General features: G+C 74.1%; 9 protein-coding genes, 2 tRNA genes and 1 pseudogene. 7 read left to right on the top strand and 5 right to left on the bottom strand.

What is annotated here, in order from left to right; genetic code table 11:
* The 3 genes and pseudogenes from ACGFYQ_RS17510 to ACGFYQ_RS17520 all read left to right on the top strand — a co-directional run.
* Window positions 1-354, top strand: a pseudogene (locus ACGFYQ_RS17510) (RNA helicase); the annotation flags it as partial.
* A gap of 152 nt (window positions 355-506) precedes the next feature.
* Entirely contained in the window at window positions 507-2846 is a 2340-nt protein-coding gene (locus ACGFYQ_RS17515; RefSeq protein WP_393744659.1) for a hypothetical protein, read from the top strand.
* A gap of 76 nt (window positions 2847-2922) precedes the next feature.
* Window positions 2923-2995: transfer RNA gene (locus ACGFYQ_RS17520), tRNA-Lys, on the top strand.
* Window positions 2996-3090: 95 nt separating this feature from the next.
* Here ACGFYQ_RS17520 and ACGFYQ_RS17525 read toward each other — a convergent pair.
* Window positions 3091-4344 (bottom strand): hypothetical protein, encoded by a 1254-nt coding sequence (locus tag ACGFYQ_RS17525; RefSeq protein ID WP_393744661.1) that lies wholly within the window; start codon window positions 4342-4344, stop codon window positions 3091-3093.
* Between the two features lie 335 nt (window positions 4345-4679).
* Between ACGFYQ_RS17525 and ACGFYQ_RS17530 the strand changes: the two genes are divergently transcribed.
* The 3 genes from ACGFYQ_RS17530 to ACGFYQ_RS17540 all read left to right on the top strand — a co-directional run bounded on the left by ACGFYQ_RS17530 (window position 4680) and on the right by ACGFYQ_RS17540 (window position 7468).
* Window positions 4680-4753: transfer RNA gene (locus ACGFYQ_RS17530), tRNA-Met, on the top strand.
* A gap of 164 nt (window positions 4754-4917) precedes the next feature.
* Window positions 4918-6114, top strand: coding sequence for a PP2C family protein-serine/threonine phosphatase (locus ACGFYQ_RS17535; protein WP_393744663.1), 1197 nt, complete (start codon window positions 4918-4920; stop codon window positions 6112-6114).
* A 292-nt stretch (window positions 6115-6406) separates the two neighbouring features.
* On the top strand, window positions 6407-7468 hold the full coding sequence (locus ACGFYQ_RS17540; protein WP_393744666.1) for a M23 family metallopeptidase: 1062 nt from the start codon (window positions 6407-6409) through the stop codon (window positions 7466-7468).
* Here ACGFYQ_RS17540 and ACGFYQ_RS17545 read toward each other — a convergent pair.
* From ACGFYQ_RS17545 to ACGFYQ_RS17560, 4 genes are all read right to left on the bottom strand, one after another.
* Window positions 7377-8735 carry a PrsW family intramembrane metalloprotease gene (locus ACGFYQ_RS17545; protein WP_393744668.1) on the bottom strand — a complete coding sequence of 453 codons (1359 nt, stop codon included), beginning with the start codon at window positions 8733-8735 and terminating at the stop codon, window positions 7377-7379. The genes ACGFYQ_RS17540 and ACGFYQ_RS17545 overlap by 92 nt on opposite strands.
* Window positions 8736-8778: 43 nt before the next feature.
* Complete coding sequence (gene trmB, locus ACGFYQ_RS17550; protein WP_393744720.1) at window positions 8779-9525, bottom strand: tRNA (guanosine(46)-N7)-methyltransferase TrmB; 747 nt, start codon at window positions 9523-9525, stop codon at window positions 8779-8781.
* A 246-nt stretch (window positions 9526-9771) separates the two neighbouring features.
* Complete coding sequence (gene lhgO / locus ACGFYQ_RS17555) at window positions 9772-11004, bottom strand: L-2-hydroxyglutarate oxidase (protein ID WP_393744670.1); 1233 nt, start codon at window positions 11002-11004, stop codon at window positions 9772-9774.
* A gap of 30 nt (window positions 11005-11034) precedes the next feature.
* Window positions 11035-12669, bottom strand: coding sequence for a sporulation protein (locus ACGFYQ_RS17560; RefSeq protein ID WP_393744672.1), 1635 nt, complete (start codon window positions 12667-12669; stop codon window positions 11035-11037).
* A gap of 629 nt (window positions 12670-13298) precedes the next feature.
* Between ACGFYQ_RS17560 and ACGFYQ_RS17565 the strand changes: the two genes are divergently transcribed.
* Window positions 13299-15542: an asparagine synthase-related protein gene (locus ACGFYQ_RS17565; RefSeq protein WP_393744674.1), complete on the top strand. Its 2244-nt coding sequence runs from the start codon at window positions 13299-13301 to the stop codon at window positions 15540-15542.
* The last annotated feature ends 219 nt before the right edge of the window (window positions 15543-15761 follow it).

Below are 15761 nucleotides of genomic sequence, written 5' to 3' on the forward strand. Positions count from 1 at the left end.
TCGGGTGGTTTCAACCGTGACGACCGTGGTGGCGACCGTGGTGGCTTCCGCCGTGACGACCGTCCGTCGGGTGGCTTCCGCTCCGGTGGCGACCGTCCGTCCACGGGCAACGGCACGTACAACCGTGACGACCGCACCTCCGGCAGCGGCTTCCGCTCCGGTGGCGGCGACCGTCCGTTCAACCGCGACCGTCGTGACGACCGTCCGTCCGGTGGCTTCCGCTCCGGCGGCGCCGGCGACCGCCCGTACGGCCGCCGCGACGACCACCGCCCGTCCGGCTCCGGTTCCACCGGTTCCACCGGCTCCTTCGGCGGCCGCCGCGACGACAAGCCGCGCTGGAAGCGCAACGGCTGATCCCAGCTGAGCTGAACCCCTGACAGGGCCCCCACGACACGGTCGTGGGGGCCCTGTCGCACGTTGGTACGATTCGGAATTTGCGGTGGGGGGACACGGCAGCGCGGAACCGCGGCGGCCCCCGGCGCTCTTCCTGGGGGTGGGGACGTTCCATGAGACGGACACGTGTGCTGGGTGCCGCGGCGCTCGCACTGGCCACGGGCATCGGCGCGCTGACCGCCGGGCCGGCCGCGGCGGGCCCGGCGGCGGGCGACGAACTGACGATCGCTCCGCTGCCGCACCGGACACCGTCGTACCAGTCGGTCCACGAGGCGGGACCGAACGGCGTGGTGCTGTCCCGGCCTGCGGGGAAGATGTACTGGAAGGGCTTCGCGGACGGCCGCGAAGTGCCGCTCGCGGACTGCCCCTCGGGGCCGTACGGCTGGTGGACGAGCCTCGGCGACTCCGTCGCCTGCGAGTACCGTGCCTTGGCCGGCACGACCGCGGGGCCGCTGACCATCCACGACCAGGCCACGGGCCGCAGCGAGACCCTCGCCGCCCCGGCCGGCCGGTCCTGGACCAACACCTTCTCGCCGACCCAGGTCCTGGCCACCGAGCAGGACGCGGAGGGCCGGCTCACCCTGCACCTGATCGGCCGTGAGAACGAACCGCGCAAGGACGTCACCGTCTCCGCCCCGGAACGCTTCGGGTCCCACCGGTTCCAGGTGCGGACCTCCGACGAGAAGGGCGCGCTGATCACCTACCTGCCGGCCGGCGGCAAGGAGACCCTCGCCCTGCTCGACTACGCCAAGGCCACGCTGACCCCGCTGGCCCTGCCGGAGGGCGAGACGGACCCGGGCTCCGTCGACTACGCCCTCGGCTCCCATTGGGTCTCGCTGCGCAAGAACGGCTCCACAGCGGTGACCCTGCGCTCGCGCGCCGACCTCGCCGTGACCCGCGCCGTCACCACCCCTTCCGCGTACGGGCGCACGCAGCCCGTGGGCGACTGGCTGGTCGCGCAGGACCACTGGGCGACGAGCAACGCGGTCACCGCCGTACCCGTGGGCGGCGGCGCTCCGCGCACCCTGCTCGCCCGGACCGCGGACCGGGGCCTGACGACGGGCACGGACGGCTCCGCCTACCTGGCCGGAGGCACCGACTCCAGCCACTGGGCGATACACCGGATCTCGGCCGGCCCCGACGGCGCCCCGGTATTGACGACGGTCATGGCCCTGCCGCCGGACCCCGCGGACCGGGTGACGCTCAGCCTCGCCCAGGGCCGGCTCATCACCGGCCAGGAGAACCCCGCCCGCAGCCTCCAGGGCTACACGCTGCCGGTGTCCGGGTCCTCCTCGGCGGACCAGACCCCTGACTGGAGCTGCGAGGAGACGACGGACGAGCGGCTCTGCGCACCCCGGTCCGTCCTCCCCGGCTGGACCGTCCCGACCGGCGACGGACGGATCGCCTCGCTCTCGGCCGGGGGCGGTACCTGCGACCTGTGCGGGGTCGTGGTGAACGTGCGGGAGACCCGCCCCGGCGGCACGGTCCGCCGGGTGGCCCTGCCGGGCACCGAGGAGGTCAAGCCGTACCTGATCGAGAGTGCCTCGGGCCGGTACGTCATGTTCTCGGCGACCGAGAAGAACGCCTCTCGCACGCTCGTGGCCGATATCGACGCCGGGACGATCGTGGCCCGTGGCGGCGACTCCGGCTTCGCCCTGTGGGGTTCGACGCTCTGGCAGCCCGACGAGACCTGGGGCACGGTCGCGGCCACGGACCTGCGGACCGGCAAGGTCACCAAACGGGTGGACCTCGGTTCCGGATGCCGTCCGACCGAACTCCAGGCCGCAGGCGACTGGCTGTACAGCAGCTGCTCGTACAGCGGGGTCAACCCCGCCGCCTTCCACCTGCCCTCGGGGAAGCGGATCCCGCTGCCCTTCACTCCGGAGCGGGACCACGTGCGGCTCGGCGACGGGTACCTCGTGCACCAGGGCGGCGTGAGCCTGGAGGTGTACAACCTCCGCTCCGGCGCGCCGGTGCGGGAGCGCGAGATCGCGCAGACCGTCGCGGGATACGGCACCGACTGGACCCTCGACCGGTTCGGCGGCCGACCGGCGTGGACGGACGCGACGGAGACCGTCCACGTCGCCGCGGTCGGCGGCGCGGCCTCCCCGCTCGCCGCGATCGACCAGGACACCGCCGCCACCGTGGACTTCAGGACCGCGAAGAGCTGGCAGGCCCGCTGGTGGCTCTCCAAGCCCGTCGCCTCCTGGAAGCTGACGGTGCGCAACACGGTGTCGGGCATCTCGACGGTCGTGCGCAGCGGCGGTGAGGCGCGCGGCGTGATCGCTCCCGCGTGGGACGGGAAGGCCCCGTCGGGGTCGTACCTCTTCAGCGGTGCGTACGAGTGGACGCTCACCGCCGTGCCCGCCGACGGCCGGGGCGCCGCCCTCACGACCACCGGTTCCGTCACCGTCGTCGGTACCCCGTCCCGCGCGGGACGGCCCACGCGCTGACGCCGACAGGCCGGTCGGCCGATACCCGATCGGCTGACCGGCGCTGTCCGGCTATGCTCTGGGGTGAGCACCTGGAGGGCCATTAGCTCAATTGGCAGAGCAGCGGACTTTTAATCCGTTGGTTGTCGGTTCGAGTCCGACATGGCCTACCGCTCAGGGCCGCGGGAGCAACCCCCGCGGCCCGTACGCCGAAGCGCCCCGCCCGAAGTCATCGGGCGGGGCGCTTCGTCGTACGAGGTGCAGATCAGGCGGAGTGGCCGCGGCGGCGGCGGGCGCCGAGCCAGGCGGCGGCCGCGCCGAGGGCGACCAGGGCGGAGGCGAGGCCGGCGTACAGGCCCGTGCCCGAGTTGGCGCCGGTGTTGGCGAGGGAGCCGGTGGCCGAACCCGTGGTGGTCACGTTGGTGTTGCCCGCGGCGGCGGCCGAGGAGGTGGCGGCGGCCGGCTGCACCGTGGCGGTGGACTGGGTCTTGCCGGGCGTGGTGGACGGGGTCGGGGTCGGCACCGTCTCCACGATCGGGACGAGCGGGAACTTCACGTAGCCGGAGTGGAACGGGTACGTGTTGCCCTTGGCCAGCGAGACCTCGACCTCCATGGTGATGGTGGTCTTCTTCTTGAGCTGGGTGTCCTTGCCCAGGCTGACCCGCAGCGGCAGGGTGCGGATGCCGGAGGCGGCGCCGAAGCCCTTGGGGATCTCGGGCAGCTGGTAGCGGCTGTCCTTGGCCTTCAGGTCCTGCCAGCGGCCGTCGATCATGGCCTGCAGCCGGAAGTCGGCCTCCTCCGTGCCCGGGTGCTTCAGGCTCAGGGTGCTCGACAGGCCGGTGGCGAACGAGCCGTCGCCGGTGGCCTGGTAGTTCAGGTCGTAGTACGCGCGCTGCTCCTGGCCGCCCGTCTCGGAGGCGCCCTGCTTGAACGAGGTCTTCAGCGCGCCCGTCTTGATCTGCGGGTCGACCTTGAACACGCGGGAGGCGGTGGCGGAGGGGTCGACCGAGTTGTTGTAGCTGGTGGCCCGGAAGTCGAAGTCCCCGTCGTTGGTCGGGTAGTTCGCACCGAGACCGAGGGTGACCTTCCAGGTCATCTTGCCGTTCGCCGGGATGTCGAAGCCGCTCGTGCCGTCCGAGCCGGAGGACGCCGGGTAGAACAGGCCCTGCCACTCGCCGTCCTGCTGGCCGATCGAGGACTTGGTCGCCGGGGCGTCCACCGCGTCGACCTTGAAGACGACGTCGTCGTGCTGCAGCGGGCTCGCGCCGGTCGGGTCCAGGAGCATCCACGGCTTGTACGTGACGACCTTGCCGGTCGGGTTCTTCACCGTGAGGTCGAAGGTCTCGGTGGCGCCGCCGCGGGTCAGCGGGCCGTTGGGGACGGGAGTGCCCATCTCCGTACGCAGCACGGCGTGGTCGTCGGCGGTGGGTGCGGCGGACGCGGCGGTGGCCGAGAGCGGCAGCAGAGTGGTGACAACGCCGGCGACGACTGCGATGGCGGCTGCGGTGCGAACGGACATGGTGGACTCCCCCCAGGAATCACAGGGGCATCGGCAGAGCGCCGAGCCGTTGGTGTGGTCGGTGTCGCCCGGCCGGTGCGTGTTCCCCCCTGGCCTTGGCGACAGGTGGATCATCGCCCGGATCCGATCCCGGAACCATGCCTGGAGTGTCACCGGCGTGCAACAGAGATGATCTTCGTTCCGCGCATCCGGTCCCGGGCCGCCCCCTCGCGTTCCCGGCCCCCGCAGAATCCCGGTTTCAGGGCTGTGACCTGCGCCGATGTGGGCCCTGGGGGTGGGTCGGCGGTTAATTGGCGGAGGCCTCCCCCCGGATGGCGTAGAGTTGTGTTTACCGACGCGGGGTGGAGCAGCTCGGTAGCTCGCTGGGCTCATAACCCAGAGGTCGTAGGTTCAAATCCTGCCCCCGCTACTCAGTACGAAGGCCCGGTTCCCTTGGGGGAGCCGGGCCTTCGTCGTGTTCCGATGTCCCGGCCCGTCACCTCACGCTCCGTCACCCGGTCGGCCGCCGCCGGGTCGCCCACGGGCATCCGTGCCGCCAGCCTTGAGGGGCGAGGCGGTGGCGGGCCCGCACCCGTGCGAGCGACCGGGCGGCAGGAAGGCATCGTGGTGGGCGTCGGCAACGGCAACGGCGTCAACGGTGCCGGGAGCGGTGTGGCCCGGCAGGTGGTCCGGGCGCTGCCGGGCGTACTGATCGCCGTCGGCCTGGTCTTCGACGTGCTGACCCCGCCCAGCTTCACCGGATCCCCCTTCTTCTCCGCGGCCCCGCTGATCGCCGCCCCGCTGTTCACCCTCCGCGCCACGGCCGCGACCGGTGCGCTGGCCTCGCTCGCGGTCGTCCTGCTGCACATCTACAACGGCACCAGCTGGAAGGTCGAGGCGCTGACCGAGCTCGCCACCGTCCTGACCGTCTCCGGGCTGGCGCTCCTGATCAACCGGGTGGTGCGGCGCAGCGGCAGGCAGCTCGCCTCCGCGCGCGGGATCGCCGAGGCCGCGCAGCGGGCGGTGCTGCCCACGCCCGCCGAGCGGATCGGCGGCCTGCACGTCTCCGCCCGGTACGAGGCCGCGCAGGCCGACGCCTTCATCGGCGGGGACCTGTACGCGGTCCAGGAGACCCCGTACGGAGTGCGGCTGGCGGTGGGCGACGTACGGGGCAAGGGGCTGGGGGCGGTGGAGGCCGTGGCGGTCGTCCTCGGGGCCTTCCGGGAGGCGGCGGAGACCGAGCCGACGTTGGAGGCCCTGGCGCAGCGGCTGGAACGGGCCTTGGCCCGGGAAGGCACCCGGCGCGACAGCCTGGACGTGGTGGAGGGGTTCACGACGTGCGTGCTCGGAGAGATCCCGCCGGGCGCGGGGGCGCTGCGGCTGCTCAACCGCGGCCATCCCGAGCCGCTGCTGCTGTACGCGGACGGAGAGCTGACGGTGCTCGCCCCGGGTGAGCCCGCCCTGCCGCTCGGCCTCGGCGAGCTGGGCGGCCTGCCGGACCGGGCCGAGGAGTGGGCCTTCCCGGCCGGCACCACCCTGCTGCTGTACACCGACGGGCTCACCGAGGCCCGGGACCGGGCGGGGGCCTTCTACGATCCCGCGGACCGGCTGCGCGGGCGGGTCTTCCCCGGGCCGGAGGCGCTGCTGGGCGCGCTCAGCGACGACGTGCGCCGGCATACCGGGGGCGTGGCGACGGACGACATGGCGCTGCTCGCGGTGGGCCGGCCGGGGCGGGGGCAGCCGGATCGGCGGCGGACCGTCCCGGTGGTACGCCGTGATCACGGCGTGTAACGGTGTGTAACGGAAAGGGCGCTCTCCGCAAGGTAGTTGAGGGTCCGTCATTTCCGGTGTGTGGCCGGTGAGGTGGGGGAGTCGCTTGATTTTTGCCCGAGTTGATCCAGTTATCGGATGAAAAGGCGTGGCCAAGACCCGTCGGGGAGTGGCCGATTGGTACGAACGATCAATCGCAACAGCTTGGAATCACTCCCCCGCGTCTATTACCTTTCGATAACGCAGCGCGGTCGTCCCAGCCGTCGCAAGAGACGGCGCCGTGCGCGTGCGTGTCAATGAGGAGTGTGCCCCGGTGGCCTCCAACTTGCCTGCCCCTGAAGGCACAGAGATCCAGGAGCCGCCCACCGCGGGTGCCTGGGGCGAGTGGAATCCCACCGAGGATTCGGTCCGTCCGGTACGCGGCAAGCACCGGGTGGCCAAGCAGCGCGGGGGACTCGCGCGCAGCTCCACCGTGCTGGGCGTCGGCGTCATCGCGGCGGTCGGCGCGGGCGGCATCGCCACCGCGCAGGACCGTCCCCAAGTCGCCATATCCCTGCCGTCGTTGCCCGACATGCCCGATCTGCCCGACCTGATGCCCGGCGGCTCCGGCGACGGGATCACCGGGGACGGCGTCCGGCACGCGGACGGCGGTTCCGGGGAGGCGGCCGGGGCGGCCGCGAGGACCGGGATCATCCCGCAGCAGTCCGACCGGCGCGCCGACGCGGGCGAGTTGCTGCGCAACCGCATCCTCCAGCAGGCCGATTCCCAGCACGCCGCCGCGGCGGCGCAGGCCCAGGCGGAGGCCGAGCGGATCGCCCGGGAGGCCGCCGCCCAGGAGGCCAAGGCCAAGGTGGAGGCCGCGCGCAAGGCGGCCGAGGAAGCCGCGGCGCAGGCCGAGGCGAAGGCGGCGCAGGAGGCCGAGGAGGCCCGCAAGGCCGCGGAGGCCAAGGCCGAGCAGGAGCGCGTCGCCGAACTGGCGGGGAGCTACTCCCTGCCCACCTCCGCCTACACCCTCACCTCGCACTACGGGGTCTCCGGCTCCATGTGGTCCTCCGGCTACCACACCGGCCTCGACTTCGCCGCTCCCACCGGCACCCCGGCCAAGGCCGTGGCCGCCGGGAAGATCACCTCGGCCGGCTGGTCCGGCGCGTACGGCTACCGGATCGTGCTGCAGCTGGAGGACGGTACGGAGGTCTGGTACTGCCACCTCTCCTCGATGTCGGTGACCTCCGGCTCGGTCGCGCCCGGCGAGACCATCGGCCGCGTCGGCGCCACCGGCAACGTCACCGGACCCCATCTCCACCTGGAAGTACGCAAGGGCGGCTCGACGATCGACCCGCTGGCGTGGCTGACCTCCAAGGGTCTGGACGTCTAGCCGCCGGTAGGCCGGCCGGCGTGCCGGCAGGTGCGACGCCGGGGCCCGGCCCGCGGGCCAGGGGGTCGAACCACGGGGGAAGCAGTTCCTCCATGACCGCCGCGCGGGCCAGCGCGGGGCCCGCCGTCGCCCGGCGCTGCCAGAGGCTGTGCAGCAACTCCCGCTCCCGGCCGGCGAAATCCGGCTCGCGTACCGGGCCGCCCCGGCGCGCCCGGTTCCGTAGCAGCGCCAGGGCCGCGGCGTCCGCCTCGTACAGGGCGACCGCCCGCCCGGCGGCCCGGCCCCCACTGCGCCGGGCCAGGCTGCGGGCCAGTGACCGGGCCGGCATCGAAGCCAGGGCCGGGACCTCGGCCGGACCGAGCCAGCCGGCGGCCGCGTACACCGCGAGCTCCCCGGCGACGGCCCGCAGCCGGCGTCGCCTTATCCGGACCGCCAGCCACAGCAGCAGCCCGAACGCCGGGACCATCACGCAGCCGTAGACCGCGTAGAACCCGTACTCCCCCAACTGGGAGGCGCTGTTCCACAGCGCGTGCATCGTCATGGCGAGCGCCAGGCCGAGCAGTGGCAAACCGATCCTGCGCACCCGGCGGGCACTGACCGCGGCCGCGCCGAAGCCGAGCCCGGTGAGCACGGTGAACAGCGGATGCGCGAACGGCGACAGCACTATTCGTACGAAGAAGGTCGCCGCCGTCACCGAGTCCAGGAGGCCGGTGCCGTCGGCCACGTCCTCACCGAAGGCGTTGCCGAGGTAGAGGATGTTCTCGGTGAAGGCGAAGCCGGTGGCGGTGAAGCCGGCCACCACGAAACCGTCGGCGGGGCCGGTGAAATGCCGTCTGCGGAAGACGAAGACGAGGAGCAGGGCCGCGGCCTTGGCGCTCTCCTCCACCACCGGGGCGATCGCCACCGAGCCGAGGGCATCGGCGTCGGCGGCGTCGGCCGTCGCCGCGGCTATCCACTGGGTGGCGAAGCTGTTGGCCAGTATGGCGATCAGCGCGGCCGTGCAGGCGCCCCAGCCGAAGCAGAACAGCAGCTGGACCCAGGGCGCGGGCGCGGCCCGGCCGAGCCACCGGAAGGCCGCCATGAGGGGCGCCACCGGGAGCAGGGCCAGACCGAGGCCTACGAAGAAGCCCGCGGTGCCCGTCTGTTCCCGTACGAGTTCGAGGATCGCGATCCCGGTGCCGGCGAGCAGGACGACGAGCACGCACACGCGGACCGTGCCCGACGGGCGTGCGAGCCGGGCGAGCTGAGGACGGAGCGCTCGGAACACATGATGACCCTACCGAGCCGGTCTGACACGTGGAGTGACGTTCTCAGTTCTCGGTGCGACGGAAGAGCAAGTCGTGTACGACGTGGCCCTTGTCGAGGCCCTGGCCCTCGAAGCGGGTGAGCGGGCGGAAGCCGGGGCGCGGGGAGTAGCCGCCGTCGGCCTGCGTGTTCTCGAAGTCCGGGTGGGCGGTCAGCACTTCGAGCATCTGCTCGGCGTACGGTTCCCAGTCGGTCGCGCAGTGCAGCACGGCCCCGGGGGCCAGGCGGGTGGCGGCCAGGGTGAGGAACTCGGGCTGGATCAGCCGGCGCTTGTGGTGACGGGCCTTGGGCCACGGGTCCGGGAAGTACACGCGGATCCCGGCCAGGGAGTCGGGCGGCAGCATCTCGCGGAGCAGGATGATCGCGTCGCCGTTGGCCACGCGGATGTTGGTGAGGCCGCCCCGCTCGGCGAGGGCGAGGAGGTTGCCCTGGCCGGGGGTGTGCACGTCGGCGGCGAGGATGCCGGTGGTGGGGTCGGCGGCGGCCATCTGGGCGGTGGCCTCGCCCATGCCGAAGCCGATCTCCAGGATGACGGGGAGACCGTCGAAGAGGGTCTTGAGGTCGATGACCTCGTGGCCGTCGATGTCCAGGCCCCAGGTGCCCCACAGACGCTTCAGGGCTTCGCCCTGGCCGGTGGTGACCCGGCTGCGCCGGGGCTGGAAGCTCCGGATGCGCCGCTCGTGGTGCGAGCCGGCCGGGTCCGGCGCGGGCCCGTCGGGGAACCGGGGCTCGGTCCGCCACTTGGGGGGCACGTACGAGCTCGCCTCCGGCGCGGCGTCCGGGAGGCTGGGCGACTGGGGATTCAGGGACTCAGACACAATGAGCTGATTCTACGACGGGGACGAACCCCTGCCGGGGGCTGGCCGAGGTGGAGCTCGGCTGCGCCGGGCCGGTGCCGGGGGGCGAAGCCGAACCCAGCCCCGCCGGCGATTGAGGCGCGGGTCCGGGCGGAGCCCGGGAGAGGCTCCGCGCAGCGGCGGGGCCCGACCCCGGAGGGGTCAGGACGTGCGGAGGGTGTGGAGCGCGCGGGTCGCGATCTCGCGGCCGATCGGGAGCGACGCGGTCGCGGCCGGCGACGGAGCGTTGAGGACGTGCACCGTCCGCGGGGCGTCCCGGATCAGGAAGTCGTCCACCAGGGTCCCGTCCCGCAGCACGGCCTGCGCCCGGACCCCTGCCGGGGCGGGCCGGAGGTCGGCGGCGGTGACGGCCGGCACCAGGCGGCGCACCGCCCGGGTGAAGGCCTGCTTCGACAGCGAGCGGTGGATCTCCCCCGCCCCGTACCGCCAGTGCCGCGCGGCCATCCGCCAGGATCCCGGCCAGGACAGCTCGGAGCCGATGTCGCGCGGCCGGACCGTGGACCAGGCATAGCCCTCGCGGGCCAGCGCGGGCACGGCGTTGGGGCCGACGTGGACGCCGCCGCCGATGCCCCGGGTCAGGTGGACCCCCAGGAAGGGGAAGGCGGGGTCGGGGACCGGGTAGACCAGCCCGCGCACCAGCTCGGGGCGGGCCAGGTCGTAGTACTCGCCGCGGAAGGGGATGATCCGCATCCCGGGGTCGTCCCCGGCCAGGCGGGCGATCCGGTCGCACTGGAGGCCCGCGCAGTTCACCAGGACCCGGGCCCGGACCACCAGGCCGGAGGTCGTGCGCACCGCCACGGCGGAGGGGCGCCGCGAGATCAGGTCCACCGCGCCGCCGTAGACGATCTCCGCGCCCGAGGACTCCGCCAGCTGGGCGGTCACCGTGCCGTAGTCCGCGATGCCGGTGCTGGCCACGTGGATCGCGGCCAGGCCCCGCACCTCCGGTTCGTACTCCGCGATCTGGGCCGGACCCAGCTCGCGCACCGGAATGCCGTTCTCGCGGCCCCGCTGGACCAGGGCGTGCAGCCGCGGCAGCTCCTCGCGCTCGGTGGCGACGATCAGCTTGCCCGTCACCTCGTGCGCGATCCCGTGCTCCGCGCAGAACTTGACCATCTCGGCGGCGCCGCGCACCGCGAAGCGCGCCTTGAGCGATCCGGGGCGGTAGTAGATCCCGCTGTGGATCACCCCGCTGTTGCGGCCCGTCTGGTGCCGCGCCGGGCCGGTCTCCTTCTCCAGGACCACCACCCGGGTCCCCGGGGCCAGGCGCGACAGGGCGTGCGCCGTCGACAAGCCGACGATTCCGCCGCCGATCACCAGCACATCGCAGTCCACGCCGCCGCCCACGCTGACACCTCCCACCCCTGCATACTGCACCCCGCCACCGACAACGCGGCCGGGCAGGCCCTACGCCGGCGCCACCAGCAGCGGCCGGGCCCGCTCGCGCAGCTCCGCGACGCGCGGCTCGTCCCCGTACGGTTCCAGGCGGTGCAGCAGGTCCCGTACGTACTCGGTCGTGCGCGCCGAGGAGATCCTGCCCGCCACCTCCACCGCCCGGGTGCCCGCCGCGCAGGCCGCGTCGAGATTGCCCGACTCCAGCTCGGCGACCGCGCTCACGACCAGGCGCAGCCCGTGCGACCGTACGTACTCCTCGGTGGGCCGGGAGAGGGCCTGCTCGGTGAAGCGCCGGACCTGCCGCGGGAGTTTGAGGTCCCGGTAGCATTCCGCCGCATCCGCCGCGAAACGATCGTACGAGTAGAAACCGAGCCAGGTCGGGTCAGGATCGCCGTCCCGGGCGCGTTCGAGCCACCCCTCGGCCGCCCGGAGCGCGGCTCCTGCGGCCGCCGAGTCGCCCGCCTTCGCGTGCGCCCGGGCCTCGACGAGGCGGAAGAAGCTCATGGTGCGGGCGGTGGCCAGGCCCCGGTTGCGTTCGACGGCCGCCTGCGCGAGGTCCACGCCCTCGTCCGGGAAGTCCCGGTAGGTCGCCTGCAGGGACATCGAGGCCAGCACGTAACCGCCGAGGGGCACGTCCGCGGCCGCGCGGGAGAGGCGCAGCGCCTGGATGTAGTAGCGCTGGGCCGCCTCCTGCTGGCCGGTGTCGAAGGCCATCCACCCGGCGAGCCGCGTCAGTTCGGCGGTCGCGCCGAACAGCGCGCGGCCCACCTCGTCGGTGTAGGAGCCGAGCAGCAGGGGCGCCGCGTCCACCCGCAGGCACTCGGGCACCATCGACGAACGCCAGTCGCCGCCGCCGTACTTGGAGTCCCAGCGACGGGCGTCCTCGGCGGCCTCGCGCAGTTTCGTCACGTCGCTGTGGCCGACGCGCTGGCCGTGGTCGCGCGGCGTTTCGGGGCCGGGCTGGGCGGGCACAACGGTGGACGGTGGAGCGGGCAGGCTGCCGGCCGCGCCTGTCACGGGTCCTGTCGTCGGGCCGGTCGCCGAGCGTGGCGCCAGGCCGGTCGCCGGTCCCACCGCCGGTGCGTCATGCGGTGGGACGTCCTGAACCGGGGGCGCCTGAACCGGGGGCGCCTGAGCCGAGGGGGTCTGAACCGATGTGCCGGGGACCGTCGGCTCGCGTGCCACCGAACCGTCGACGGGAGATATCAGCCAGCGCGAGGCGGGCGTCGCGTACGCCGCCACCGAGAACGAACCGGCGAGCGACTGCCAGATCCCGCCACCACCGCGCCGGCCGGCCAGGTCGAGCCGGTAGAGGTCGGTGGCCGACCGCACCGCCGCGCCCACGTCGCGCGGGAAGGCCAGGCCGACCTCGGGCGCGGGGTCCGCGTCCGCCAGCCCGATCTCGTGCAGGGGCACCGGCCGCCCCAGTTTCGCGCCGATGGCGGCCGCGATCAGATGCGGGGCGGCGCCCTGCGGCACCATCCCCTTCGACACCCACCGGGCCACCGACGTCTTGTCGTACCGAAGCGTCAGGCCGCGCTGCGCGCCGAGGTCGTTGACCCGCCGGGCCAGCCCGGCGTTGCTGATGCCCGCGAGGGCGAGGACGGCGCCGAGCTTCTCATTGGGCTCGCGGAGCTCCCTGGACATGCGCCACCCCTCGTCACACGCGGAACGCATACGCCGCCGGGGCATAGGCGCCCGGCATTTCGTAAACCCAGCGTAGTTCCCCGCCTCCCAAGCGTTAAGGCCCAGACTTCCGTATGGCGGGATTGTTGTCCGTTTGCACAGTCCGGTCCGGACCCGTACCCGGGGCGCGCGTGTCATCGCGTGCTCCGCCCGTGTGGCCGTGCGCCCGCCCGTGCGCTCTGGCCGGTCGGGGGGCCCGGCGATTCGATGTGCGGTGCGTGGGTCGGCCCGCTGCGTGGATCGGGCGGGCCGGGGGATGCCGCTACCTCAATCCCCGCGGGTGGCGGAACGGTCCGGGGGGTGGATTCCGCCTCCCGGACCGCGCCCGCGCACCGGGGGCCGACGGCCCCCAGCGGCTCTCAGTACGGCCGAAGAATGGCCGAAAGCGACCTATGGGGCGGGTGGAACGGAACGCCAAATACCGCGTGGCGGGGGCGTGTTCGTTTGCATGCGCGCCCCCTTTAACCCTCTCGCACGCCTGTCCCGTGGCAGCATGGACCCGAGCCATCCGGGGTCCCGCCGGCCGCGCCCTCAGCGCCGACCGTGCTGCCCGTGCCCCGGTCATGTGCCCACAGGCTGGGGAGGCGGCGGTGCGCTGGTTGGTGGGTTGGAGCAGTATCGCCGCGAGCTTCGGCACGGCCGGCCGCGTCTCCGGCCAAGGCCCCTCCGGCCAGGGCGGCTACGGCCAGGGCGGCTACGGCGAGAGCGGCGCGCCCCTGCACGGCGGCATCGCCGACGCCGCCCATCCGGGCGACCCCGGCGTGGACGCCGAGCGCACCGTCCACCCCGTCGGCGCCCAGCTGCTCTGGGGAGACCCCGACCCCCTCTGGGCCGTCGGCGACTGGCGCCCCGACGAGATCCGCACCCTCACCGCCGACCCGGCCGACCCCTTCACCCGGCTCGCCGTACTCGGCTGCTGCGGCGCGACCGACGCCGAACTGCGCCGCGCGCTCTACGCCGCCCGAGGCGGGGCCCTGCGCCACCTCACCCAGTGGCCCGGCAGCTACACCGCCGTCGTCCAGGCCGGACGCCGGATCACCGTCGTCGGCGACCTCGCGGGCGCGCGCCCCGTCTTCTACACCCCGTGGGCGAGCGGCACGGCGTACGCCACCGCCGCCCTCCCGCTCGCCGACCTCATCGAGGCGCAGCTCGACATCGGCCATCTCGCCGCCCTGCTGGCCTGCCCCGACAGCCCGGAGGCACTGGGCGACGGCACACCGTACGCCGGTGTCCGCCGCATCCCGCCCGGGCACGCGCTCATCCTGCGCGAGGGCTCCCGGGAGATCACCGGTTACGAGGCGGTCGCCTCGCTCGCGGTGGCCGCGCCCGAGGCCGATGCCGACCGCGCGGTGGAGGGCGTACGGGAAGCTTTGGTGGATGCCGTGCGCGCCCGGCTCACGGCGCCCCGCCATGCCCCCGACACGTTGCCGCCGTACGATCCCGGCCCCGTGCCCGGCATGGGCCCCGCCGACCGGCGCGCGGCCCGCGGCGCCCCGGCGCCGGGCGTGGGCGCCGACCTCTCCGGCGGCAGCGCCTCCGCGACCCTGGCCCTCCTGGCGGCCGGCCTGCCGGGAGCCCCGGGCAGTCTGGCCAGCCCGGCCGGGGCCCGGCTGCTGGCGGTCACCTTCAACGACCTGGCCACCCCGCAGGGCCGCGAGCCCGAACTGGAGCGGGCCCGGGCCATCGCCGCCGACCCGCGGCTGCACCACGTGGTGGTGGCCGCCGCCGAGGAAGCCCTCCCGTACGCCGAACTCGACGGCCCGCTCACCGACGAACCCGGCCCCTCCCTGGTCTTCGCCGCCCGCGAGCGGCGCCGGCTGGCCGCCGGTTCGGCCGACCACTTCACCGGCCACGGCGCCCGCCAGGTCCTCGACGCGCACCCGGCCCGCATGGCCGACCTGCTGATGGACCGCCGCCGCCGCCACCTGCTGCGCCCGGTGGCGGCCCTGGCCCGTTCGGCCTCCGCCTCCGGAGCGTCCGGGGAGTCCCTGCTGGTGCCGCTGACCGTGTACTCCGCAGCCCGCAGACTTGCCCGTACGTCGTACCGCGCGGGCATGGAAGCCGCCGCGGCCAGGCTCCGCGAGGGCGGGGTCACCGAGCGCGTCTCCGGTCCGGTGGGCGCCTCCCTCGCCGCCCTGACCTGGTCCCGGCCGGGACCGGCGGCGGGCTGGCTGACGGGCGAGGCACTGGCGGAAGTATCGATCCGCCTCACGGCCGCCGCCGGCCGCCCGCCGCTGTCACTGCGGCCGGGGGAGGCCCGCGCCCGCGCGCTGCTCGCCCGCCACGCCGCGGACCACCGGGTCTTCGAACAGGCCGTGGAGGTCCGCAGCCAGCGCCTGCACGCCCCGTTCCTGGACAACCAGGTCGTGCGGGCTGCCCGCGCCCTCCCCGAATCCCTGCGCGTCCAGCCAGGGGCCCGGGCCGCGATCCTGCGCAGCGTCCTGTCCTCGGCCGGCGTACGGGAACTCCCGCCGGGCTGGGGCGTCACGGCCCACGCCCCGAACGAGACGGCCACCCGGCTGGGGCTGCGGGCGGCCCTGACCGAGCTGCTGTCCCTCTTCGCCTCGCCGCTGCTGGCGGACGCCGGGCTGATCGACGCCCGGGTCGTCCAACAGGCCCTGCTCGACGCGGCGGACGGCCGCCCGGTCCCGCTGGACGGGCTGGCGGAACTCGTCTCGATGGAACTGTGGCTGCACCGCCTCCTGGCCCGCCGCGGCACCTGCTGGACGGGCACCTCCACGGCCCGCCGCCGTGCGGTCCCCGCCCCGCCGTCGGACGCGCCGCTCGCCCGGCTTGGCCCTGGGGAGCCGAGACGGTTGCGCAGCGGCTCGTGATCCCGGCGTTGGGCCCGCCGCCGTGCGGTTCCGGCGCCGCCGTCGGATGCGCCGCTCGCCCGGCTTGGCCCTGGGGAGCCGAGACGGTTGCGCAGCGGCTCGTGATCCCGGCGTTGGGCTCGGCGCCGTGCGGTTCCGGCGCCGCCGTCGGATGCGCCGCTCGCCCGGCTTGGCCCTGGGGAGCCGAGACGGTTGCGCAGCGGCTCGTGATCCCGGCGT

This window comes from Streptomyces sp. NPDC048258 (assembly GCF_043201995.1).
GTDB lineage: Bacteria > Actinomycetota > Actinomycetes > Streptomycetales > Streptomycetaceae > Streptomyces.